24 protein-coding genes are annotated in these 21,548 nt (G+C 64.0%); 15 read left to right on the top strand and 9 right to left on the bottom strand.

The window, feature by feature from the left end; translation table 11 throughout:
• Positions 1 to 3: 3 nt before the first annotated feature.
• Both ehuA and ehuR read right to left on the bottom strand, forming a co-directional pair.
• On the bottom strand, positions 4 to 789 hold the full coding sequence (gene ehuA / locus ACYG9V_RS10355) for an ectoine/hydroxyectoine ABC transporter ATP-binding protein EhuA (RefSeq protein WP_023682675.1): 786 nt from the start codon (positions 787 to 789) through the stop codon (positions 4 to 6).
• Positions 790 to 913: 124 nt separating this feature from the next.
• Positions 914 to 2,299 carry a MocR-like ectoine utilization transcription factor EhuR gene (ehuR, locus tag ACYG9V_RS10350; protein ID WP_352762862.1) on the bottom strand — a complete coding sequence of 462 codons (1,386 nt, stop codon included), beginning with the start codon at positions 2,297 to 2,299 and terminating at the stop codon, positions 914 to 916.
• A gap of 83 nt (positions 2,300 to 2,382) precedes the next feature.
• Between ehuR and ACYG9V_RS10345 the strand changes: the two genes are divergently transcribed.
• From ACYG9V_RS10345 to ACYG9V_RS10330, 4 genes are all read left to right on the top strand, one after another.
• Positions 2,383 to 2,871 carry an Lrp/AsnC family transcriptional regulator gene (locus ACYG9V_RS10345; RefSeq protein WP_023686966.1) on the top strand — a complete coding sequence of 163 codons (489 nt, stop codon included), beginning with the start codon at positions 2,383 to 2,385 and terminating at the stop codon, positions 2,869 to 2,871.
• A 129-nt stretch (positions 2,872 to 3,000) separates the two neighbouring features.
• Positions 3,001 to 4,494, top strand: coding sequence for an NAD-dependent succinate-semialdehyde dehydrogenase (locus tag ACYG9V_RS10340; protein ID WP_352762863.1), 1,494 nt, complete (start codon positions 3,001 to 3,003; stop codon positions 4,492 to 4,494).
• Positions 4,495 to 4,525: 31 nt separating this feature from the next.
• A complete protein-coding gene (locus ACYG9V_RS10335; protein WP_023695233.1) occupies positions 4,526 to 5,905 on the top strand; it encodes an aspartate aminotransferase family protein in 1,380 nt (459 codons plus the stop codon).
• 8 nt (positions 5,906 to 5,913) lie between these two features.
• Entirely contained in the window at positions 5,914 to 7,017 is a 1,104-nt protein-coding gene (locus ACYG9V_RS10330; protein WP_352762865.1) for an alcohol dehydrogenase family protein, read from the top strand.
• Positions 7,018 to 7,029: 12 nt separating this feature from the next.
• Here the strand turns inward: ACYG9V_RS10330 and ACYG9V_RS10325 are convergent, their stop codons facing one another.
• Positions 7,030 to 7,206, bottom strand: a complete 177-nt coding sequence (locus ACYG9V_RS10325; RefSeq protein WP_023692240.1) for a hypothetical protein — start codon at positions 7,204 to 7,206, stop codon at positions 7,030 to 7,032.
• Positions 7,207 to 7,384: 178 nt separating this feature from the next.
• Here ACYG9V_RS10325 and ACYG9V_RS10320 point away from each other — a divergent pair, with 178 nt between their 5' ends.
• From ACYG9V_RS10320 to ACYG9V_RS10295, 6 genes are read left to right on the top strand one after another with little or no spacing between them, the layout of a single operon-like run.
• Positions 7,385 to 8,056 (top strand): amino acid ABC transporter permease, encoded by a 672-nt coding sequence (locus ACYG9V_RS10320; protein ID WP_023695231.1) that lies wholly within the window; start codon positions 7,385 to 7,387, stop codon positions 8,054 to 8,056.
• Positions 8,056 to 8,727 (top strand): amino acid ABC transporter permease, encoded by a 672-nt coding sequence (locus ACYG9V_RS10315; protein ID WP_023818577.1) that lies wholly within the window; start codon positions 8,056 to 8,058, stop codon positions 8,725 to 8,727. Before ACYG9V_RS10320 ends, ACYG9V_RS10315 begins: the two co-directional genes overlap by 1 nt.
• A 1-nt stretch (position 8,728) precedes the next feature.
• The gene (locus tag ACYG9V_RS10310; RefSeq protein ID WP_023699816.1) at positions 8,729 to 9,463 is read left to right on the top strand and encodes an amino acid ABC transporter ATP-binding protein; all 735 of its coding nucleotides are present in this window, start codon (positions 8,729 to 8,731) and stop codon (positions 9,461 to 9,463) included.
• A gap of 2 nt (positions 9,464 to 9,465) precedes the next feature.
• Complete coding sequence (locus ACYG9V_RS10305) at positions 9,466 to 10,386, top strand: isoaspartyl peptidase/L-asparaginase (RefSeq protein ID WP_023807550.1); 921 nt, start codon at positions 9,466 to 9,468, stop codon at positions 10,384 to 10,386.
• 17 nt (positions 10,387 to 10,403) lie between these two features.
• Positions 10,404 to 11,195 carry a transporter substrate-binding domain-containing protein gene (locus ACYG9V_RS10300; RefSeq protein ID WP_023695228.1) on the top strand — a complete coding sequence of 264 codons (792 nt, stop codon included), beginning with the start codon at positions 10,404 to 10,406 and terminating at the stop codon, positions 11,193 to 11,195.
• Positions 11,189 to 12,211, top strand: a complete 1,023-nt coding sequence (locus ACYG9V_RS10295; RefSeq protein WP_023804426.1) for a LacI family DNA-binding transcriptional regulator — start codon at positions 11,189 to 11,191, stop codon at positions 12,209 to 12,211. Before ACYG9V_RS10300 ends, ACYG9V_RS10295 begins: the two co-directional genes overlap by 7 nt.
• A gap of 81 nt (positions 12,212 to 12,292) precedes the next feature.
• Here ACYG9V_RS10295 and ACYG9V_RS10290 read toward each other — a convergent pair whose 3' ends face one another.
• Genes ACYG9V_RS10290 through ACYG9V_RS10265 form a run of 6 tightly spaced genes read right to left on the bottom strand, consistent with a single transcriptional unit; the run spans position 12,293 to position 16,632 of the window.
• Complete coding sequence (locus ACYG9V_RS10290) at positions 12,293 to 13,552, bottom strand: ABC transporter substrate-binding protein (RefSeq protein ID WP_352762867.1); 1,260 nt, start codon at positions 13,550 to 13,552, stop codon at positions 12,293 to 12,295.
• 36 nt (positions 13,553 to 13,588) lie between these two features.
• Positions 13,589 to 14,017: a DUF4440 domain-containing protein gene (locus tag ACYG9V_RS10285; RefSeq protein ID WP_023818578.1), complete on the bottom strand. Its 429-nt coding sequence runs from the start codon at positions 14,015 to 14,017 to the stop codon at positions 13,589 to 13,591.
• On the bottom strand, positions 14,014 to 15,069 hold the full coding sequence (locus ACYG9V_RS10280) for an aldo/keto reductase (protein ID WP_023682685.1): 1,056 nt from the start codon (positions 15,067 to 15,069) through the stop codon (positions 14,014 to 14,016). Before ACYG9V_RS10280 ends, ACYG9V_RS10285 begins: the two co-directional genes overlap by 4 nt.
• A complete protein-coding gene (locus ACYG9V_RS10275) occupies positions 15,066 to 15,419 on the bottom strand; it encodes a TIGR04076 family protein (protein ID WP_023682686.1) in 354 nt (117 codons plus the stop codon). Before ACYG9V_RS10275 ends, ACYG9V_RS10280 begins: the two co-directional genes overlap by 4 nt.
• A complete protein-coding gene (locus ACYG9V_RS10270; RefSeq protein WP_023667857.1) occupies positions 15,420 to 15,908 on the bottom strand; it encodes a DUF3830 family protein in 489 nt (162 codons plus the stop codon).
• A 1-nt stretch (position 15,909) separates the two neighbouring features.
• Complete coding sequence (locus tag ACYG9V_RS10265; protein WP_352762942.1) at positions 15,910 to 16,632, bottom strand: GntR family transcriptional regulator; 723 nt, start codon at positions 16,630 to 16,632, stop codon at positions 15,910 to 15,912.
• A 124-nt stretch (positions 16,633 to 16,756) separates the two neighbouring features.
• On the opposite strand from ACYG9V_RS10265, the gene ACYG9V_RS10260 reads away from it, so the two are divergent.
• Genes ACYG9V_RS10260 through ACYG9V_RS10240 form a run of 5 tightly spaced genes read left to right on the top strand, consistent with a single transcriptional unit; the run spans position 16,757 to position 21,477 of the window.
• The gene (locus ACYG9V_RS10260) at positions 16,757 to 17,557 is read left to right on the top strand and encodes an ABC transporter ATP-binding protein (protein WP_023686959.1); all 801 of its coding nucleotides are present in this window, start codon (positions 16,757 to 16,759) and stop codon (positions 17,555 to 17,557) included.
• Complete coding sequence (locus ACYG9V_RS10255) at positions 17,554 to 18,300, top strand: ABC transporter ATP-binding protein (protein ID WP_023686958.1); 747 nt, start codon at positions 17,554 to 17,556, stop codon at positions 18,298 to 18,300. The genes ACYG9V_RS10260 and ACYG9V_RS10255 overlap by 4 nt, the downstream gene beginning before the upstream one ends.
• A complete protein-coding gene (locus tag ACYG9V_RS10250) occupies positions 18,297 to 19,205 on the top strand; it encodes a branched-chain amino acid ABC transporter permease (RefSeq protein ID WP_023682690.1) in 909 nt (302 codons plus the stop codon). Before ACYG9V_RS10255 ends, ACYG9V_RS10250 begins: the two co-directional genes overlap by 4 nt.
• On the top strand, positions 19,202 to 20,185 hold the full coding sequence (locus tag ACYG9V_RS10245) for a branched-chain amino acid ABC transporter permease (protein WP_023686957.1): 984 nt from the start codon (positions 19,202 to 19,204) through the stop codon (positions 20,183 to 20,185). The genes ACYG9V_RS10250 and ACYG9V_RS10245 overlap by 4 nt, the downstream gene beginning before the upstream one ends.
• Positions 20,182 to 21,477, top strand: a complete 1,296-nt coding sequence (locus ACYG9V_RS10240) for an NAD(P)/FAD-dependent oxidoreductase (protein WP_352762869.1) — start codon at positions 20,182 to 20,184, stop codon at positions 21,475 to 21,477. The genes ACYG9V_RS10245 and ACYG9V_RS10240 overlap by 4 nt, the downstream gene beginning before the upstream one ends.
• Positions 21,478 to 21,548: the final 71 nt, after the last annotated feature.

The raw sequence follows: 21,548 nt of genomic DNA, 5'->3' as shown, positions 1-21,548 counted from the left end.
CGGTCAGACACGATGTCCGGCCGCGATGATCTTCTTCAGGAAGCCTTGCGTGCGCTCCTGCTTTGGATGGCGGAAAATCTCGTCTGGTTTGCCCTCTTCGACGATCTTGCCGCGGTCGAAGAACAGCACGCGGTCGGCGAAGTCGTGGGCAAAGCCCATCTCGTGGGTGACCAGCAGCATGGTCATGTCGGTCTCTGCGGCGAGCTTGCGCATGACATTCATCACCTCCTCGACCAGCTCCGGATCGAGGGCCGACGTCACCTCGTCGAACAGCATGATCTTCGGCGACAATGCCAGCGCACGGGCAATCGCCACGCGCTGCTTCTGGCCGCCGGACAGCTGCGCCGGCATCGACTTCGCCTTGTCAGCCATGCCGACCATGTCGAGCAGTTCCATGGCCCGCTTTTCAGCGGCGGCGCGAGGCGTGCCCTTGGTCAGCATCGGCGCCAGCGTGACGTTATCCATGACGCATTTGTGCGGAAACAGATTGAACAGCTGGAAGACCATGCCGATCTTCTGCCGCATCTTGGTCAGGTGCCGCTCGTCGGCGGGCAGCAGCTGGCCGTTGCGCTCCATGTGGTAGAGCTGCTCGCCATCGATCTGGATATGGCCGCCGTCGATCTTCTCCAGCGTCATCAGGATGCGCAGGATCGTCGTCTTGCCCGAGCCGGACGGGCCGATCAGCGCCAGCTTCTCGCCGGGCATGACCTGCATCGACAGGCCGTCCAGTACCTTGAACGAGCCGAAGCTCTTCGAAATGGCGTCGACCTTGATGATGGGTGAGGACAAATGAATTTCCCCTGCTGGAGAAGCCTGTGCCCTTAACGATGCGGAACGCGCCAAATCATGTCAATTGGGAAAATAAAATCATGACAATATTTCCGGCACTGCATGATTCCAGAGCAATTCCCGCTTAGATTGCGAGCAGCAGATGCTCCGGATCGCCAAGCAGCAACTTGGTGACAACGCCGAGGCCGGCGCGCAGTTCCCCCTCGGTGGTCGAGCCGAGCGAGATGCGCACCGCCGGATGCCAGGGCGCATCCGAGATGCGGAAGGAGGTGCCGGGCGCGATCGCCACGCCTTGCAGGCGGGCCTGGGCGACGAAGCTTTCCTCGGCACGGTCCGCGGGCAGTTGCAACCAGACATGCAGCCCGTCGCGCCTGGCGCGATAACCAACCCCGCCCAGCACCTCGGCTGCGATGTCCTGGCGGCGGCGCAATGCCGCGCGCTGCCAGCGAACGAGTTCCATCGCCGTGCCGTCGGTCACCCATTTGGTGGCGATCTCGGCCACCAGCGGCGTCGCCATCCAGTTCGACACCAGATGCCGGTTGGCAACGGCGGCGACATAGCGGTCGGGCGCCGCGAGATAGCCGATGCGCAGGCCAGGTACGGTGATCTTGGTGAAGGACGTGACGTAGAGCGTGCGCTCCGGTGCAAAGGCCGCGACAGGCGGCGGCCGGTCCTCCACCAAGGGACCCAGCACATCGTTCTCGATGATGGCGATGTCGTGCTTGCGCGCGACCGCGGCGATCTCTTCGCGCCGTCTGGCGTCCATCAGCGTCGCCGTCGGGTTGATCACCGAGGGCTGCACGAATACCGCGCGAATGTCGGTGAGCCGGCAGGCCTCGTCCAGCGCCTCGGGGATCAAGCCATTGCCGTCGATCGGCAGCCCTTCGAGGTTGAAGCCGAGATAGCGCGCCAGCGGCACCAGCGTGTGGTGGCCGATGGCCTCGGTGGCGACGGTCGAGCCCGGCGGCGCCACGCTCATCAGCGCTACGGTCATCCCAGCAGTGGCGCCGTTGGTCAGGCTGATGTTCTGCGCGGAGACGTCAAGCCCGCACAGTTTCAGCCATTCGACCGCCACCGCGCGGTGGCGCGGAAACACCATGTTGGGCCGAAACGACAGCGCCGAACTCGATGGCAGGTTTTCGGCCAGCCAGCCCAGCGCCTGCTTCAGCCGCTCCAGATGCATCGGCTCGCAGACCGGCTTCAGGATCGATAGGTCGATGACCTCGCCGAGGCGCTCCGGCAGATAGGGCGGCTCCGGTTCGCGGCGCTGCGTCTGGACAAAGCTGCCACGGCCGATCTCGCCCGAAATCAGGCCGCGCCGGATCAGTTCTTCGTAAGCGCGGCTGACCGTCTGCACCGACAGTTTTAAATCGTCTGCCAGCCGGCGATGCGTTGGCAGCCGCGCGCCATTGGCCAGCCGCCCGTCATGAATGGCGCGGGCGAACTGGTCGGCCAGCGATTGATAGGCTGGCCGGCGGATGAGCGCAGGGTCGGGTTGCCATAATGTCATGACTTAATAGAGATCGAAATCAGTGCAATTGACAATCGAAATAATGCGCCGTCATGGTGATGCCGATAAAAAAGCGGACGCCGATGACATCAAAACTCGACGCGGTCGACCTCAGGATACTCGACGCCATCCAGCGCGACGGGCGCATCACCAAGCTGGCGCTGGCCGAACAGGTCGGGCTGTCGCCGACGCCGTGCTGGATGCGGTTGCGCAAGCTGGAGAAGGCCGGCATCGTCTCGGGCTATCACGCCAGGATCGCCATGCGCGTGGTGGCGCCGGTCGCCACCGTGTTGATGGAGGTGACGCTGGCCAGCCATCGCCAGGCCGATTTCGACCGCTTCGAACGCGTCATCCGCGACATCCCCGAAATCGTCGCCTGCTGGTCGGTGGGCGGCGGCGTCGACTATGTGGTCAAGGTGATGACGCGCGACATCGACGCCTATCAGCGGCTGGTCGACGACCTGCTGGAGCGCGAGATCGGCATCGACCGCTACTTCACCTACATCGTCACCAAGACGGTGAAGGACGAAATCGTGCTGCCGATAGCCGATCTGCTGCCGGCGTCGGCATAAGCCCGGAGAGAATGTCTGTCGGGACGGCACAATAGAGAGAGTCTCTCTCCTTCAGGGCGTCGAAACAGTCTCTCTGTCTGCATGTGACGGATAGTCTTCCCGCATCGTCCGAACCGGGAGGCCTCGACCATGTCCGCGCATTTTGCCCGCTCGCATCGCCATGAGGCGCTCGACCGCCTCTCCGACCGGCGGCTGCTGCGCGAGCTTGCCTATGTCGATGGGCATTGGACCGCGAGCGAAGCGGCCGAAAGCTTTGAAGTCACCGATCCGGCCACAGGCGCGACGGTCGCGTTTGTCGCCGCGCTCGATGCGCAGCAAACGACAAGGGCAATCGGTGCCGCCGCGCGTGCCTTCCCGGCTTGGCGGTCACTGCTGCCGCAGGAGCGGTCGAGAATTCTGCGAAAATGGTTCGAACTGATCATCGCGGCGAAAGACGACCTTGCCCTGCTGATGACTTTGGAACAAGGCAAGCCGCTGCAGGAATCGCTCGGCGAAATCGACTATGCCGCCTCTTTCGTCGAATGGTATGCCGAAGAGGCAAAGCGCCTCAACGCCGAGAGCGTCACCAGCCATCTGCCGAATGCCGAGATGATGGTGAGGCGCGAGCCGCTCGGCGTTGTCGGCGTCGTCACGCCCTGGAATTTTCCGGCGGCGATGCTGACCCGCAAGGCGGCCGCCGCACTCGCCGCCGGCTGCACCATCGTCGCACACCCATCCTCGGAGACGCCGCTGTCGGCGCTGGCGCTGGCTGAACTCGGCGAGCGCGCCGGCCTGCCCGCCGGTGTCTTCAACGTCATCACCGGCAAGGCAGCGACGATCGTCGGGCGCATGTGCGAAGACCCGCGCGTCCGCGCCATGAGTTTTACCGGCTCGACGGAGATCGGCCGGTTGATCGCCGCACAGTGTGCTCCGACGATGAAGCGGCTGGTGATGGAGCTTGGCGGCCATGCGCCGCTGATCGTCTTTGCCGACGCCGATCTCGACAAGGCCGTGAACATCGCCATCGATGCCAAGTTTGCCACATCGGGCCAGGACTGCCTTGCCGCCAACCGCATCTATGTCCAGCGCCCGATCTACGATCGCTTCTGCGCCGCCTTTGCCGAGCGCATCGAGGCGCTGCGGACCGGCAATGGGCTTGGCGACAGGATCGATATCGGACCGCTGATGCATGAGCGCGCCGTGACCAAGGTCGAGGAACAGGTCGCCGATGCCGTCGCCCATGGCGCGCGCTGTCTCACCGGCGGCAAGCGGCATCAGGCCGGGCCGCTGTTCTACCAGCCGACGTTGCTGGCCGATGTCAGCGACGAAGCGCTGATCATGCGCGAGGAGACCTTTGGGCCGGTCGCCGCAGTCACGCCGTTCGACAGTGAGGACGAGGTGATCGCCCGTGCCAACGCCACAGAATATGGCCTCGTCGCCTATGTCATTACCGAGAATGGCGCCCGCCAGCAACGTATGGGCCGCGCGCTCGACTACGGCATGGTCGCCATCAACCGCGTCAAGATCACCGGAGCGCCGATCCCCTTCGGCGGCGTCAAGCAATCCGGCATCGGCCGCGAAGGCTCGCGCCACGGGCTCGAAGCTTTCACCGATCTGAAGTACCTCTGTCTGGACGTCACATAGTCCGTCCGGCCATCTCTCAAGGAGTCAAAAAATGCTCGACCAATCCAACGAACTCAATGCCTGGGATCGCGACCACTTCTTCCATCCCTCGACCCATATGGGCACTCATGCGCGGGGTGAATCGCCGACCCGCATCATGGCCGGCGGCGAGGGCGTCACGGTATGGGACAACAATGGCAGGAAGAGCATCGATGCCTTTGCCGGCCTCTATTGCGTCAATGTCGGCTATGGCCGCCAGAAGATCGCGGACGCGATCGCCACCCAGGCGAAAAACCTCGCCTATTACCACGCCTATGTCGGCCACGGCACCGAGGCTTCGATCACACTGGCCAAGATGATCATCGACCGCGCGCCGAAGGGCATGTCGAGGGTCTATTTCGGCCTCTCGGGTTCGGATGCCAACGAGACCAACATCAAGCTGATCTGGTACTACAACAATGTGCTGGGACGGCCGGAGAAGAAGAAGATCATCTCGCGCTGGCGCGGCTATCACGGCTCGGGCGTGATGACGGGATCACTGACCGGGCTCGACCTGTTCCACAACGCCTTCGACCTGCCGCGCGCGCCGGTCCTGCACACCGAAGCGCCCTACTATTTCCGCCGCGCCGACCGCTCGATGAGCGAGGAGCAGTTCTCGCAGCATTGCGCCGACAAGCTTGAAGAGATGATCCTGGCCGAAGGTCCCGAAACCGTCGCCGCCTTCATCGGCGAGCCGATCCTCGGTACTGGCGGCATCGTGCCGCCGCCGGCCGGCTACTGGGAGAAGATCCAGGCGGTGCTGAAGAAGTATGACGTGCTGCTGGTCGCCGACGAGGTGGTGACGGGCTTTGGCCGTCTTGGCACCATGTTCGGCTCCGACCACTATGGCATCAAGCCGGACCTGATCACCATCGCCAAAGGTTTGACCTCGGCCTATGCGCCGCTGTCGGGCGTTATCGTCGCCGACAAGATGTGGCAGGTGCTGGTGCAGGGCTCCGACAAGCTCGGTTCGCTCGGCCATGGCTGGACCTATGCGGCGCATCCGATCTGCGTCGCCGCCGGCGTCGCCAATCTCGAACTGGTCGACGAGATGGACCTGGTGACAAACGCCGGTGAGACCGGCGCTTATTTCCGCGCCGAACTGACCAAGGCTGTTGGCGGCCACAGACACGTCGGCGACGTGCGCGGCGACGGCATGCTGGCGGCGGTCGAGTTCGTCGCCGACAAGGACGACCGGGTGTTCTTCGATGCTTCGCTCAAGATCGGGCCGCAGGTGGCGACAGCACTTGCCGCCAGCGGCGTCATCGGCCGCGCCATGCCGCAGGGCGACATCCTTGGCTTCGCGCCGCCGCTCTGCCTGACGCGTGAGGAAGCCGACATCGTCGTTTCGAAAACCGCCGATGCCGTCAACAGCGTGTTTGCCAACCTCTGAGATCGACGATGAATGCCATGACCAAGACCCTCCCCGCCACCATGGCCGCCGTGCTGCTCACCGGGCATGGCGGACCGGAAAAGCTCGTCTATCGCACCGATGTGAAAGTGCCTGTGCCTGCCGCCGGCGAGGTGCTGGTCAGGGTCAGCGCTTGCGGTATGAACAACACCGATGTCTGGGTACGCCAGGGCGCCTATGGCACGGAGGAGGACGCTGCCGCCGTGTCGACGTGGCGGCGGCAAGGCAACACGCTTACCTTCCCGCGCATCCAGGGCACCGACACGGTCGGCACCATCGCTGCCGTCGGCGAAGGCGTTTCCCCGGGCCGTGTCGGCGAACGGGTAATGGTCGATTTTTCGATCTACAACCGCGACGACGATTCCCTCGCCGACATTGACTATATGGGCCACGGTCGCGACGGCGGGTACGCCGAGTACCAGACGGTGCCGGGCGAGAATGCGCATTTCGTCGATACTGACATGAGCGACGTCGAACTCGCCACCTTCTGCTGCGCCTACCTCACCGGCGAACAGATGCTGGAGCGCGCCGGGCTGAAAGCCGGCGAACGCGTGCTGGTCACCGGCGCCTCGGGCGGCGTCGGTTCCGGCATCGTGCAGCTGGCGCGGGCGCGCGGCGCCATTCCCTACGCCGTCGTCGGCAAGGGCAAGGAGCAGGCGGTGCGCGACATCGGCGCCGAAGCGGTTATTACCCGTGGGGTTGCCGATCTTCCCGCCGCCGTGAATGAAGCCACTGGCGGCCAGCCGATCGATGTGGTCGCCGATCTCGTCGGCGGCGCGATCTTCAACGACCTCTTGCGCATCCTGAGGCCCGAAGGCCGCTACACCACCGCCGGCGCGATTGCCGGTCCGGTCGTGCAGCTCGATCTCAGGACCATGTATCTCAAGCAGCTGCAACTGCACGGATCGAGCCAGGGGACGCGCGCCGACTTCCGCCGCATCGTTGGATACATCGAAGCGAAGAAAATCCGGCCGCTGGTCGGCGGCGTCTACAGGCTCTCCGATTTTCACAAGGCGCAGGCAGACTTTGTTGCCAAGGACTTCGTCGGCAAGCTGGTGGTTGTGCCGGACGCCATGTGGAACATCCGCGCATAACGGCTCCCAACGTCAGAGCGCGTCGTAAACGGCATCAATCAACACCTTGCGGCGTGGATCGACGTCGTCGAAACCCAGCATGCGGTTGGTGACGTAGCCGAATCCGACACCGGCGCCGGGATCGGCAAAATCGAGGGCGCCGCCCCCAGCCGCCATGGCCGAGGGATTGCGGCGACGCGCGGCTGGCATAGGCGGCGTCCTCGAGCTGAAAGCCGGCGGCGAATTGCCGGCGCTTGAGACATAGCGCGCATGAGGCGAACCGGAATCATCGCAACGAATGCAAGCCACAGGCCAGCAACCAGACCCTGCATCTTGACAGACGAGGCGAAAGCCAAAAGAGTGAAACCGGTTTCACTGGGGACCGCCGGTGCATTTCGATCTGTCCATTCTGCTCCCGCATCTGGGTTTTCTGGCGCGCGGCGCCGAACTTACGGCGGCGGCTTGCGCGCTGTCGCTGGTGGGAAGCGTCGTCATGGGCGCGTTGGTGGCGATCGCACGCACCTCCGCCTCGGCACTGCTTCGACGGATCGCCTTCGTCTACGTCGATCTCTTCCGCAATGTGCCGTTCATCGTCCAGCTGTTCTTCTTCTATTACGGCCTGCCCGAGCTCGGCATTTACATCGACGCCTTCACCACCGGCGTCGTGGCGCTTTCCATTGCCGGCGGCGCCTATGCCTCCGACATCATTCGAGCCGGCATCCTCGCCATCGACCAGGGCATCATCGACGCCGCTGAAGTGAGCGGCCTGTCCAGGCGCAAGATCTTTACCCGCATCGTGCTGCCGATTGCGCTGCGCACCTCCGTGCGACCGCTCGGATCCGTGCTCATCAACATGATCCTTACGTCCTCGATCCTCTCGACCATCACGCTCAACGAGCTCACCGGCTCAGCCCAGATCGTGGTCTCGCAGACCTATCGGCCCTTCGAGGTCTATGTGGTGCTGCTCTGTGCCTATGCGGCCCTGACTTATCTGGTTTCGCTGGGCGTCACCCTGCTCCACCGCCATCTCAATCGGGACATGATGGAGGCGGTCGGCTGATGCGGTTCAGCGACTTCACCTCCTACGACCTGATCCTGCTGGCGCAAGGTCTCGGCACCAATATCGCGCTGTTTCTCGTCACCTCTCTGATCGGACTGCTGATTGGCCTGAGCTGGGCGCTGGTGCGGTTCTACCGTGTGCCGGTTCTGGCCCAGATCGTCACCTTCCTGTCGGAGCTGTTGAAGAACTCGCCGGTGTTGGTGCAGCTGTTCCTGGTGTTCTTCGGCCTGCCGGCGCTGTTGCATATAAGGGTGACGCCGGTCACCGCAGCGACCATCACTCTGTCGGCGAACACCGCGGCATTCGTCTATGTCATCGCGGTCTCGGCGATCGAGTCGATCGAACGCGAGCAGGTCGAGGCCGCGCGTGTCTTCGGCCTGACCCGGTGGCAGGTCCTGCGCCATATCGTTTCACCCCAGGCTGCCGCCTTCGCGGTCGGCCCGCTCGTCGCGCTGCTGGTCAACCAGCTTCAGGTGACGTCGCTGATTTCTGTCATCGGCGTCGTCGACCTGACCAAGATTGGCCACATCCTCAACATGCGAACCTTGAAGCCGTTCGTGGTCTGGACCGTCGTCGGGCTGCTCTACTATGGCGCGGCAAAGCTGGTCGCCCTGCTTGGCGAGCGTCTTGAAAACCGCCTGCGGGCGCACAGCGCCTGGCGGGGGCTTTAACATGCTCAAGATCGAAAACGTGCACAAAGCGTTCGGCGAGGTCACTGTGCTGGACGGCGTCGACCTGACGATCGCGCCCGGCGAAGTGGTCTCGATCCTCGGGTCGTCGGGGTCCGGCAAGTCGACACTGATCCGTTGCATCAACGGCCTCGAAAAGCTGAAGTCGGGCCGCATCACGGTCGACGATTTCGATGTCAGCAAGCCGAAGGAGCTGGCCGAGGCGCGCAAGCGCTCAGGCACCGTCTTCCAGCTGTTCAACCTCTATCCGCATATGAGCGCGCTTCAGAACATTACGCTCGCCCCGATCGAGGTGCTGAAGATGCCGCGCCCTGAGGCCGAGGCGCTGGCGCGCAAGCTGCTCGAGTCCGTCGGCCTCGCCGATCGGGCCAACGCCTACCCCGCGCAGTTGTCGGGCGGGCAGCGCCAGCGTGTCGGCATCTGCCGGGCGCTCGCCATGCAGCCGCGCTATCTGCTGCTCGATGAAGTGACCAGCGCGCTCGACCCGGAAATGACTTCCGAGGTGCTGGCCATCCTGGCAAAGCTCGCCGCGCAAGGCACGACGATGCTGTTCGTCACCCACGAGATCGAATTCGCGCGCGAGATTTCCAACCGCATCGTCTTCCTCGACAAGGGCAGGCTGGTGGTCGATCTGCCAACGGATCGTTTCTTCGCCGCGGACGGCGGCCGGGCGCAGCCGCGGGTTGCGCAGTTTCTCTCCAAGATGCGCAAGGACTAGGAATGCTGCTGTTAGCCAACAACGAAGCATGGCCGGGATTCGAAACCTCGGTGCAAATGCTGCGCGATGGCGCCGTCAGCCTGGACGCGATGGTTGCCGGCATCGGCATGGTGGAGAAAGAGGTCAAGGTTCGAAGCGTCGGCTATGGCGGCTGGCCGAACATGCTGGGCGAGATGGAGTTCGACGCCGGCGTCATGGATGGCAATACAAGAGAGGTCGGTTCAGTCGGCGCTGTGCCAAGGACCTTGGCGGTCGCTGCCCTGGCGCACCAGGTGATGAAGCGCCTGCCGCATGTGATACTGACCGGCGAAGGGGCGCAGCGCTTTGCCAGCGAAATCGGCTTTGCCGAAGACAAAGTCTTGTTCGAGGACTCCAGGCGCGTCTGGTGGGAGCGGCTGCAACAGGAACTCACACCGCAACAGCTGGCGAAATTCCCCAATATCGATCTGGCGCCGCTCAGCCGTACTATAACCGATCCCGAGCGCGTCCGCGACACCACCGTCTTCCTGTCGGCGGATGCGCGGCGCGGCATCCATGCCGCGACTTCGACCTCGGGCTGGGCGTGGAAATATCCGGGCCGGCTCGGCGATTCTCCCATTCCCGGCGCAGGCTTTTACGCCGACAGCCGCTATGGCGCGGCGGCGTGCACCCATACCGGCGAGATGACGATGCGCTGCGCCACCGCACGGACCGTCGTGCTGGCCATGAAGCTTGGCCGATCCTTGTCGGATGCGGTCGCGCTGGCGGTCGAGGAACTGGCTGAACTCGACACCGGCTTCCTGGCCGGAGTGGTCATCCACGCCGTCGACGCCGAGCAGAACCACGAGGTGGTGAATTTCAGATGCGAGGGCGAGGTCCGCTACTGGCTCTGGAAGGATTCCATGTCCGCACCCGAATTGCGGGCGGCAAGACGCGTCACTTGAAAATAAGGAGAGGAACCATGAAAACCGTACTGCGTGCCTTCGCCGCGCTGGCCATCGTGGCCGGTTCGGCATTTCCAGCCCTTGCCGGCATGATTGACGACATCCGCTCACGCGGCACCATTCGCATCGGCGTATCGCTCGGCGGCGAGCCGATCGGCTTTCGCGATGCACAAAACAACCCTGTCGGCTACGATGTCGATGTCGCGACGCTGCTGGCGCAAAAGCTCGGCGTGCCGGTCGAGTTCGTCGACGTCTCGGGCGATGCGCGTATTTCCATGCTGGTGTCGGGACAGATCGATGTCGCGGTCGCAAACACCTCGGCAACGCTCGAGCGGGCCAAGACCGTCAACTTCACCATCCCCTACAACCGGGCCGGGCTGCGCGTCATCGTCCAGAAGGATGCCGGGATAACCGACCTCAAGGGGCTCGCCGGCAAGAAGGTTGTCGTCGGCCGCGGCACCACGGGCGAAACCTTCCTCAAGGCGGCCGTGCCGGAAGCAGAGCTCGTCTATGTCGACCAGTTCGCGCCCGACGGGGTTCTGCAGCTGCAACAGAAGCGCGTCGACGCGGCGATCGAGGATTCCTCGCTGCTCGATTACCTCGCGACCAAGACACCGAGCCTGGTGACGCTGCCTGGCCTCTATTCCAACGATCCGATCGGCATCGCGGTCGCCAAGGGCGATCCCGAATTCGTCCGCTGGCTCGACATGTTCGTGTCCGACTTCATCCAGTCGGGCACCTATGAGACGACCTACAAGAAGTGGTGGGGGCCGGACTCCAACCCGCCGGCGCTCAACCCGCTGTGGTGACACCCACTACCGGTAACCGATCGGCGCACACTCGAGGCGCCGTCGCAACGATCGCCGATGTCGCGCGGCTGGCAGGCGTGTCGCGTGCCGCGGCCAGCCGTGCGCTGTCGAGCGGACCGCGACCGGTCTCGGCGGACAAACGCGAACGTGTCGTGCAGGCCGCCGCGCAGCTCGGCTACAAACCCAATCTCCTGGCGCAAAGCCTGACCACCAAGACCGTCAATCTGGTTGCCGTCGTGGTCAACCACATTCACGACCTTTCAGATCTCGACCTGTTCGACCGGCTGCTCGACGCGATCCAGTCGATCGGCAAGCAGGTCATCCTCATCCGCATCGGCTCGGCGGAAGGGGTCGAGGATTTTCTGCGCAACGGCGTTGCCTATCATGTCGATGCCGCCGTGGTGTTCTCCGACTTTGCCGATGCAGCGACGGTGCGGCGCATGTTTCGCTCGGACCTGGTCATCATGCTGAACGGACTGCATGACGATCAGTCACCCACCGTCATTCCCGATGAAGGCGTCGGCATCGCCGAGGCCGTGGCGGATGCGGCGGCCAAGCGCGCGCGCACGGCCAGCCTGCTGACCGGCCGTTCGTCCTCGCGAGTCGAACAGCTGCGCATCGGCCACTACCTCGGAGCGTTCCGGCATCATGGAATTGAACTGCTGCAGACGGTCCAGGGAGACTATTCCTACGAGTCGGGCTATGCGGCAGCCGCCGGCCTGACGGGACGCGGCTGTCCAGATGCGGTCTTTTGTACGTCCGACGCGATGGCCATGGGTGTTCTGGATGTCTGCCGGGCGGATTTCCCCGACAACCGGCCCAGCCGCTTCCGCCTCTATGGCTTCGACAATGTGTCCCTGACCAATTTCGACGCCTACCCGATATCGTCAATCGGCTACGACAAATCAGACTATGTGGGTCATATCGTTGGCGCCCTCTCCAATCCGCAGGTCTTCATGCCCGGCCAGCCGCCTGTCGTTATATTGACCCGGCTGATTTCGCGCTTGACCGCGTAACTAGCGCCGATGTTGGACTGCTTGTCCGGCGTCGATCTCCCAGAGATCGAACGGAGATCGCGCCGGACAATGTACCGGCGCCTACTGCAATTTCGCCTGCAGCGCGTTGACGTCGTCGGTTGTCATTTCACCGTCGGTCGTCACCTTGCCGTCGACGATCTTCCACAGCCGGAACGGACCGGTGATGTCGCCATATTTGTCGAAGCTGACCGGACCGATGACGCCTTCATAGCGGATCGGCTTGCCGTCCTTGATCAGGCCGAGCGCCTTGGCGAACTCGTCCTTGCCGGCATAGATCGGTGTGCCGGCAGGATCGACCGCCTTGTACATGGCATCCTTGATCTTGGCTGGATCCTCGGAGCCGGCAATGGCAATGGCGAGACCGACAATGGCGCCGGCATCATAGGAACGGTCGGCTGCCGGGTTCGACGGTTCGATGCCCGAAAACTCCTTGTAGTTTTTCAGGAAATAGTCGGTGGATGCCGTCGGGCTGGTGCCGGAAGAGGTACCATAGGCATCCTTCAGATAATCGGCGCCGACGGATTCGATGAAGTCCGGGCTGTTCATGCCGTCATTGAGCAGGAATTTCTGCACGCCGCCCTGCGATATCCAGGTGCGGGCGACCGTTGCGCCGTCGACCGGCGTGCTGACGAGGTAGAGTCCGTCCGGCTCGCCTCCCATCGCCGCCGTCACTTCCGAGGCATAGCTCGACTGCTTTTCATTATAGGGCGTGTCGGAGACGATGGTGCCGCCGAGCGCTTTGTAGGCACGCGAGAATTCGGCCACCATGTTGACGCCGAAGTCGTTGTTGACATGGATGATCGACAGTTTCTTGAAGCCCTTGTCGATGGCGTATTTGGCGGCGGCCACGCCTTGCAGCGCATCCGACGTGATGGTGCGGAAGAAGATGCCGTTGGTCTTGCCGTCGCGGCCAAGGGCGGTCAGCGTCGGCGAGGACGAAGCCGGCGACACCTGCACGATCTTGGCCGGCCCGGTGACCGAGGTCAGGATCGGGATCGACACCGAGGAGATGATGCCGCCGATGATCACCGGCACCTTCTTGACCTGTACCAGCTGGGTCGCGGCATCGACCGCGATATTGCCCTGGCTCTGGCTGTCGCGCGTGTCGGTTGCGAGATCGCAGCCGCGTACGCCACCGGCTTCATTGATGTCGCGGAAGGCCATTTCGACGGACTTCGCGCCGGCCTGGCCGTATTCGCCGGCCGGACCGGTGAGCTCCATGACCAGGCCGACGGTGATCTTGCAGTCCGCTGCGTGTGCGGCGCCGGCCATCGTCACGAGAGCCAGTGCTGTGGTGATTTGAAATATCGTCTTCTTCATTGCCGTTCCCCTTTTCTTGTTTGAACTTTTGCCTGTTCAGCCTTCCGGCGCCTGCAGCCAGGTCTCATGCAGATGCCGCCATTCGACGCCGTTTGGTGCCGATGAACTGGTGGTGAAGACCGCACTGGACTGCCGGCGACTGTGTTTGCCGGCGCGCAGTTGCGCCTCGATGTAGAAGATGACGATCGTGTCCGCGTCCTGCCAACCCGGCCTGATGTCCTCGATCGATATGGCAAAACCGTCGTCGCAAGTGGCGCGGCTTGTCCGGACATGATCTACGACCGCGTCGCGATCGAGGATCTGGCCATTCGGCGCCACCATGGTGAGGCTTTCGCCCATGACAGCCTCGAAGCGGCCGAACTCCACAGCGTCGGCTCGCGCGGCGACAAACCAGTCGACGAAGAAGCGATGCAGGTCGATGATTTCAGCGCTGGCACGCGAAAAAAGGGAAGGCTCTCCGCTCATTTCTTCCCCGCATTGAGGTTGTAATGCATGATCGAGCCGTGGCGGCCATGACGGTCGCGCTCCAGCGCGTAGACATCGCCCGCGAGGCCGGTGCCTTGTGCGATGGCGGCAGCAATCCGCGCGCGATCGTCGGCGTCGAGCGCGACGTCCATGATTTTCGTATTGGCCAGCGCATGTGCCTGGTTGCGCGCACCCACAATGACGGCCGCGACCTGCGGCTGCTCGAGCACCCATGCCGAGGCGATGGTGGCGATGTCGACGCCGTGGCGATCGCCGACCGCTTTCAGCGCCTTGAGCAGGGACTGGAACAGCTCCCAGCCGCCGAAGTCGTCGATGATCAGCTTGTATTTGACCAGCGAGCGGTTTTCGAGCGGCGTGGAGGGTTCGGCCACGCCAAGCCATTTGTCGCTGAGGAAGCCGCCCGCCACCGAGCCGTAGCAGAGGAAGCGGACACCGTTCTTAGCGGCAAGGTCCGCAAGGCTGTTTGCCGGCCGCTGGTCGAGCACTGAATATTGCAGTTGCTGGCTGACCAGCGGGATGCCCGCGGAGAGGATTTCGGCTAGCCTCGGCGTATCGAAATTGGTGGTGCCGAGATTGCGCACCTTGCCTTCCAGCCGAAGCTCGTCGAGCCAACCCATCGCCTCGACGTAACGAGGCTGGTCATAATCCCACCAGTGAAACTGCACAAGATCGATCCGCTCCGTCTTCAGCCTGCGAAGCGACTGATTGACGATGCCCCTGATGTAGTCGCGGCTGATGCTTGCCAGTCGTTCGAGGTCCGGCACCAGCTTGGTGTGCACCTTCATCCTGGCCGCAACATCGAGACCGCGCTCGCCGGCCAGCCGCAGGCGCGCGGCGCCGATCAGTTCCTCGACGCCGGTGTAGATGTCGGCGCAATCATAGGTCCAGATGCCGGCATCGAAGGTGGCGATGAGGTCGGTCACGGCCTGCCTGCGGTCGATAGCGCCATGGCCGCCGGCCAGCTGCCAGCCGCCGCGGATGACGCGCGAGATCGTATAGCCGGGGCTGAGTTCGACGGTCCTGGCGCTCATCTTTTGTCGGTCTCCTTCGGCAGCGGCACAGCCGTGGTTTGGGCATGGCTGAACCGCCGCTTGGCCAGCCTGACGATCCGCAGCCGGCTGGCGCAATTGGGATCGGGACAGGCGATCTCGGCATCCGAGGTCATCCAGTCATTTGCATGCGTCGGGCGCTGCTTTGCCGCCAGGAGCGGCAACACGGCGGAGATCGAGTAAATCGAAAAACCCTGCCCCGCCGGCAGCGACAGCATTTCGCCCTTGAGTTCGAAATAGTCGCCGGCCCTGGCGCCGCAATAGACCGGCTTGCCCTCGGGGATGACCGCTTCGACGCGCAGATCGAAGAGTTCGAAACTGTCGTCGGCCATTCAGGCCTCCACCAGGCTGAAGGTGATGTCACAGGCGCCGTTGCGGCGGATGACGCCGCAGGCGGCGGCAAACTGATCGCGCTCTCCGGCAAGCACTTGCGCGACCACGCTGCCGGCCAGCCAGCCGATCGGGAACAGCAGCCGCGCCCCCTGCCCGTAGTACAGGCCGATATCGAAGATGGCATTGGGATTGCCGCCCCACACGCGTGGCGGCACATAGGACAGCACGATATCGCCGGGCTGCGGCGTCAGCGTTGCATTCTCCGGTGGCAAAGACTGGGCATAGGCCTGGCCGTGGAGATCGGCTGACGGAACCGGGCACGAGATTTCCGGTCCTGTCCACATCGCATGGATGCCTGGGATGATGCGTGGCTGCGCCAGATAAGCCAGCAGGAAGGCGGCATTCTCCGGCGCCTTTTCGGGCAATAGCAGCGCCGTCACGGAAAGCTTCGAGCGTGGTTCTGTGATGCCGATGGCGGGCTTGGGCATGTCAGTCCTTCGCCGATTGAAGTTTGTCGCGCAGGAAGGCGAAGGGGCGGCTGATGTCGGCTACCAGCGCCTCGCGCGCCGCTAGCGCATCCTGTTTGGCAAGTGCCGCGACAATGCCGCGGTGATAGTGCGCGGTATCGACCTCCCCGGCCTCGGAGAAGGCATAGATGGCGACGCGGATGCAGGGTCCCGATTGAAGCCAGAGGCTTTCGATCATCGGGATCAGCACAGCCGAGCCGCAGCAGCGGTAGATCTCAAAATGGAAGCTCTGGTTGAGCGTCGCTTCGCGGTCGATATCCTTCTTGTGCTTCAGGGCCCGCATCTCGTCCCACTCGCCCAGCATGGCTTCGATCGAAGCGATCTGGCGCGGGCTCATACGCGTGGCGGCAAGCGCGATCGCTTCGCCTTCGATGAGTGAGCGGGCGCGCAGGAGGTCGTCGATGCGCTCCAGCGTGATCGGCGGCACGCGCACCGAGCGGTTGGGCAGCGCCTCCAGCGCCTTTTCCGTGATCAGCCGTCCAAGCGCTTCGCGTACCGGCATGGTCGAGGTGACCAGCGCATCGGCGAGACCGCGGATAGTCAGCACCTGGTTTGGCTCGAAAAGGCCACCGATCAGAGCACGGCGCAACTCGGAATAGACGCGATCCTGCACCGTCTCGCGGCCGACCGGCGTAAGCTGGGCTGCGATCGTCTCGTTGTTCTTTTCGATGGCAGCCTTCTGCATTACCGGCATTTGCCCCGTTTTCGGCTTGCGAATGAAATTAAAGCCGAATAGCGTGATCAAAGCAAGTGTGATCACAAATCAAAAATCAGGAGGCGACAACGATCGTCTTCGGCCAGAGGGTTTGATGAGCGATGCAGCGGAGCGCCAACGGCAGGAGACCCGTGCGCCAGTTCTGACGGCACGAAACGTCGTCAGGCGTTTTGGCGGCCTTGTCGCCGTCAACGATGTCTCGTTTGATGTCAAAGCGGGCGAAATCCTCGGCCTGATCGGGCCGAATGGCGCCGGCAAGACGACGATGTTCGATCTGTTGGCGGGCAGCATATTGCCAACCAGCGGCGATATCCTGCTCAATGGCACGCGCGTCTCCGGCGAAGCCGCTCATCTGCGTATCGGCCGTGGTCTTGGCCGCACCTTCCAGATCCCGCGCCCCCTGCCCAATCTGACGCTGATCGAAAACATCATGCTGGCGGCGCAGGGCCAAGCCGGCGAAAAATTGCTCGCCAACTTCGTCACGCCGTGGCGAGTGGCGGCACAGGAAAGAGCAGCCAGGGCAAAGGCACTCGAGCTGCTCGAGCTCGTCTCGCTCGCTCGGCTGGCGCACGAACCGGCGCGCGTGCTTTCCGGCGGTCAACGCAAGCTGCTCGAACTCGCCCGCGTCATGATGGCCGATCCGGCGATCATCCTGCTCGACGAACCGGCCGCCGGCGTCAACGCGACGCTGCTCGAGATCATCATCGACCGCATCCGCGACATCAACGCGCACGGCATCACCTTTCTGCTGATCGAGCACAATATCGACATGGTGACGCGGCTCTGCCATCGCGTCCTCGTCATGGCGAGCGGCCAGTTGCTCAGCGAAGGCACGGCGGAAGAGGTCGCCCGCGACCCGCGCGTCATCGAGGCCTATCTCGGAGGTGCGGCATGAGCGAAACTGTCCTCAACGTCCGCAATCTCGAGGCCGGCTATGAGCCCGGCGTGCCGATTGTGCGCGGCGCCTCGATCACCGTCGGCAAGGGGGAGATCGTCGTCGTGCTCGGCCCCAACGGCGCCGGCAAGTCGAGCTTCATCAAGGCGATCGCCGGCCTTGTCCCGATCACCGGCGGCACCGTATTTCTGGACGGCAAGGACATCACCGCCGCTCCCGCGCACACCATGGTTCGGCTCGGCCTGGCCTTCGTACCGCAGACGGAGAACATCTTCCCGCTGATGTCGGTCGAGGACAATCTGAAGGTCGCCTGCGGCATCCTCGAGCGACGCGAAATCCCTGCCCGCATCGAGGAAATGTATGCGGCCTTCCCCGACCTCGTCCGCCAGCGCCGCACCGCCGCCGGCAATCTGTCGGGCGGACAGCGGCAGATGCTCGCCGTCGCACGTGCGCTGATCGTCCATCCCAAGGTGCTGCTGCTCGACGAGCCATCGGCCGGCCTCTCGCCGAAATTCGTATCGATGGTGTTCGAGATGCTGGCCGGCATCCGCAGGTCCGGCGTCACCATCCTGCTGGTCGAACAGAACGCCAAGGCAGCGCTGGCCATCGGCGACCGCGCCTATGTGCTGGTCGAAGGCAAGGACCGGCACGAGGGTGTGGCGTCCGAATTGTGGAACGATCCTGTCGTCGCCGAACTCTATCTCGGCCAACGCCCTCACGCCGGCAAGGGAGGCGCGGCATGAGCCTGCAATTTGTCGTCGATGGGTTGCTGACCGGTTCGATGATCGGCCTCGGCGCCATTGGCGTGACGCTCACCTATTCGATCCTGCGCTTCTCGAACTTCTCCCATGGCGACTTCATGGCCTGGGGCACCTATGCGACGCTCGCCGTCGTCAGCACCATCGGCGCGATGTTCGGCAAGGTGGAGCCCATTGGACCGCTGTCCTTCGGCTGGTCGCTGCTGGTTGCGCTGGTTGTCGGCATGACTTTCACCGCCCTGCTGGCGCTGTTGCTCGATAAGGTGCTGTTTTCGCGGCTGCGCTCGCAGGGGCAAGCCATCATCGTGGTGATGGCGAGCTTCGGCGCCTCGATGGCGCTGCGCAGCCTGCTCGAATTCACCTTCAGCTCACGCCCGACCTATTTCAGCCGGGCGATCCAGATCGCCATGCCGGTCGGCTTCGGCATCCGCATCACGCCCGATCAGATCGCGCTGCTGCTGCTGACCGCAGTGCTGGTGCTCGGCGTGCATCTGTTGATGACACGCACGCAGACCGGCCGCTCCATGCAGGCGCTGAGCCAGAATGCGGCCCTGGCCCGCATCGTCGGCATCGATGTTGCCTCCGTGGTGCGCGTCACCTGGATCATCGGCGGGGCGCTGGCCTGTGTGGCCGGCGTGATGATCGGCATTCTGGTGCAGATCCGCCCGTTCATGGGCTTCGACATGCTGCTACCGATGTTCGCCGCCGCCATCCTGGGCGGCATCGGCAGCATACCGGGCGCCGTGCTCGGCGGCCTGATCATTGGCCTTGCCGAAGCCGGTGCGGTGCAGCTGATCGGCGCCGAATGGCGCGCCGCAATCTCCTTCATCATCCTGATGGCGGTGCTGTTCGTGCGGCCGATCGGCCTGTTTGGTGTGAGGGAACGCTGATGGACCTGCTCGGCTACGGCGCCTTCTTCCTGACCACCGCACTGATCTTTTCGCTGGTCACACTGGGGCTCAATCTGCAGTGGGGGCTGACTGGCCTTTTCAATGTCGGTCTTGCCGGTTTCGTCGCCATCGGCGCCTATACATCGGCGCTGCTCACGACCCCGGACGATGCCGCGCGCTTCGGCGGCTTCGGTCTGCCGATCCTGGCCGGCTGGGCGGGCGCCATGATCGTCGGCGGTATCGCCGCAGCAATTACCGGCATGGCCACGCTGCGTCTGCGATCAGACTACCTGGCGATCACCACCTTCGGCGTCGCCGTCGTCGTGCAGCTGGTCGCGCTCAACGCGCAAAAACTCACGGGCGGCCCGTTCGGCATCGGTTTCATCCCGCGCCCGTTCGGCGGCCTTGCCGAAACGCCGCTGTTGTTCAACGTGTCGAACCTCGCCGTCGTTTCGGCTGTGACGCTGATCGCCTATCTCGCTCTGGAGCACCTGTCGCGCAGCCCCTGGGGCCGCGTGCTCAAGGCGCTGCGCGAGGACGAGCGAGCGGCGATTTCGCTGGGCAAGAGCGCGCGCTTCTACCGCGTCCAGGCCTTTGCCGTCGGCGGCGCCATCATGGCGCTGGCCGGCGCTTTGCAGGCGCATTTCACCGGCTTCATCGCGCCCGATAACTATCTGCCGATCCTGACCTTCCAGGTCTGGGTGATGCTGATCGTCGGCGGCTCGGGCAGCAATGCCGGCGCCATTGCCGGCAGCATCCTGGTCTGGGCGATATGGGCGGGGTCGGGCACGCTGACCAGCGTGCTGTTTGCGCCCGAGCAGCAAGCACGCGCGGCCTCGCTGCAGATCGTCGCCATCGGCGTCATGCTCTGCGTCATCCTGCTGATCCGGCCGAACGGATTGTTCGGCGACCGGCCGCGCCGGCCGAAGCCCGGCAAACAGACAAAGGCGGCGGCCAGCGAGAACGAGGCCGGACCATGAATGCCATGATCCGGCAAGACGTGCATGGCGTTTCACTCTGGCATGCCGTCAGCCGCAACCGCCGCGACCGGGGCACGCTGCAAGGCGGGCTCGACGTCGATCTCGCAATCGTTGGCGGCGGCTTTTCCGGCCTGTCGACGGCATTGCATGCCGCCGAGAAGGGGCTTTCGGTCGCGGTCCTCGAAGCCGAATTCATTGCCTGTGGTGCGACCGGCCGGAATGCCGGCTTCGTCGTTCCGAACTTTGCCAAGCGGGATCCAGACGACATCATCACCGAACTCGGACCCGAGCGCGGCGGGAGGCTGATCGATTTCGCCGCGGGAAGCGCTGACCTGGTCTTCGGCCTGATCAAGCGGCATGGCATCGAATGCGACGCTGTGCAGAATGGTTGGATCCAGCCGGCGCATTCGTCCGCCGCGCTGGAAAAGACGCGATCGCGCGCCGAGCAATGGGCGGCGCGGGGCAGGCCGACCGTTGCGCTCGATGCCATGGCGGTCACGGAGCTCACCGGCATCGACGGCTATGCCGGCGGCTGGATGGACAGATCTGGCGGCGTCCTCAATCCGGTCGAGTATGCGCGCAGCCTGGCCGATGCCGCCGAAAAAGCCGGCGCGCGGATCTTCGAGCAGACGCGCGTCGCTTCCATTGACCGCGCTGCGGATGGCTGGACCTTGACGACCGCATCCGGCGCCGTGCGTGCGGGCAAGGTGGTGATCGCCACCAACGCCTATGGCGGGGCACTGAACCGGACACTGGCGCGGACCTATATCCCGCTGAAAGTCTTCCAGATCGCCACTGCGCCGCTGTCGCGGGCCATACGCGCGCGCCTGCTGCCCGGCGGCCAGGGCGTTGGCGACACCAGGCGCAACCTGTTCACGTGCCGCTTCGATGGCCAGAACCGGCTGATCAGCGGCGGCATGCATGTCGTCGGAGCCGGCGCTGAGACGCGCATGCCGCAAACGATTTGGCGACGGCTCGCCAGGCATCTCGATTTGCCTGACCTGCCGCCGCTTGCCTACAGCTGGACAGGCGTGGCGGCGGTGGTGCCGGATTTCCTGCCGCGTCTCATCGACCTCGGCCCGGGCCTGATCGCCGGCTTCGCCTGCAACGGTCGCGGCATCGCCATGACCACGGCAATGGGCAAAGTGCTGGCGGACTGGGCGAGCGGAACGGACGCCCGATTTCTGCCGCTCCCCTTCGCACCGCCAGCGCCGATCCCGCTGCACAACCTCGTGCGCTATGCACCGAATATGCTGCTCCCCTGGAGCATCCTGCGCGACCGGCTGGATTAGACAGCCAAGCCAGGTGATCCCCCTTGCCGGCGCGCTCATGGCGGCCCGAAAAGGACCGCCACCGCAATCGA

This window comes from Mesorhizobium sp. W016 (assembly GCF_054719485.1).
The sequence above is the reverse complement of the archived record's forward strand: the minus strand, read 5'-3'. Positions and strand labels throughout refer to the sequence as shown.

Excerpts from the sequence above, each read along its gene's own strand:
- ACYG9V_RS10310 (WP_023699816.1), top strand. The coding sequence starts at position 8,729 with ATGCTCAAGATCGAAAACGTGCACAAAGCGTTCGGCGAGGTCACTGTG.
- ACYG9V_RS10330 (WP_352762865.1), top strand. The coding sequence starts at position 5,914 with ATGAATGCCATGACCAAGACCCTCCCCGCCACCATGGCCGCCGTGCTG.
- ACYG9V_RS10275 (WP_023682686.1), bottom strand. The coding sequence starts at position 15,419 with ATGGCCGACGACAGTTTCGAACTCTTCGATCTGCGCGTCGAAGCGGTC.
- ACYG9V_RS10270 (WP_023667857.1), bottom strand. The coding sequence starts at position 15,908 with ATGCCCAAGCCCGCCATCGGCATCACAGAACCACGCTCGAAGCTTTCC.
- ACYG9V_RS10325 (WP_023692240.1), bottom strand. The coding sequence starts at position 7,206 with ATGCCAGCCGCGCGTCGCCGCAATCCCTCGGCCATGGCGGCTGGGGGC.
- ACYG9V_RS10240 (WP_352762869.1), top strand. The coding sequence starts at position 20,182 with ATGAATGCCATGATCCGGCAAGACGTGCATGGCGTTTCACTCTGGCAT.
- ACYG9V_RS10265 (WP_352762942.1), bottom strand. The coding sequence starts at position 16,632 with ATGCAGAAGGCTGCCATCGAAAAGAACAACGAGACGATCGCAGCCCAG.
- ACYG9V_RS10280 (WP_023682685.1), bottom strand. The coding sequence starts at position 15,069 with ATGAGCGCCAGGACCGTCGAACTCAGCCCCGGCTATACGATCTCGCGC.
- ACYG9V_RS10305 (WP_023807550.1), top strand. The coding sequence starts at position 9,466 with ATGCTGCTGTTAGCCAACAACGAAGCATGGCCGGGATTCGAAACCTCG.
- ACYG9V_RS10260 (WP_023686959.1), top strand. The coding sequence starts at position 16,757 with ATGAGCGATGCAGCGGAGCGCCAACGGCAGGAGACCCGTGCGCCAGTT.
- ACYG9V_RS10255 (WP_023686958.1), top strand. The coding sequence starts at position 17,554 with ATGAGCGAAACTGTCCTCAACGTCCGCAATCTCGAGGCCGGCTATGAG.
- ACYG9V_RS10340 (WP_352762863.1), top strand. The coding sequence starts at position 3,001 with ATGTCCGCGCATTTTGCCCGCTCGCATCGCCATGAGGCGCTCGACCGC.
- ACYG9V_RS10300 (WP_023695228.1), top strand. The coding sequence starts at position 10,404 with ATGAAAACCGTACTGCGTGCCTTCGCCGCGCTGGCCATCGTGGCCGGT.
- ACYG9V_RS10315 (WP_023818577.1), top strand. The coding sequence starts at position 8,056 with ATGCGGTTCAGCGACTTCACCTCCTACGACCTGATCCTGCTGGCGCAA.
- ACYG9V_RS10290 (WP_352762867.1), bottom strand. The coding sequence starts at position 13,552 with ATGAAGAAGACGATATTTCAAATCACCACAGCACTGGCTCTCGTGACG.
- ACYG9V_RS10335 (WP_023695233.1), top strand. The coding sequence starts at position 4,526 with ATGCTCGACCAATCCAACGAACTCAATGCCTGGGATCGCGACCACTTC.
- ACYG9V_RS10285 (WP_023818578.1), bottom strand. The coding sequence starts at position 14,017 with ATGAGCGGAGAGCCTTCCCTTTTTTCGCGTGCCAGCGCTGAAATCATC.
- ehuR (WP_352762862.1), bottom strand. The coding sequence starts at position 2,299 with ATGACATTATGGCAACCCGACCCTGCGCTCATCCGCCGGCCAGCCTAT.
- ACYG9V_RS10250 (WP_023682690.1), top strand. The coding sequence starts at position 18,297 with ATGAGCCTGCAATTTGTCGTCGATGGGTTGCTGACCGGTTCGATGATC.
- ACYG9V_RS10345 (WP_023686966.1), top strand. The coding sequence starts at position 2,383 with ATGACATCAAAACTCGACGCGGTCGACCTCAGGATACTCGACGCCATC.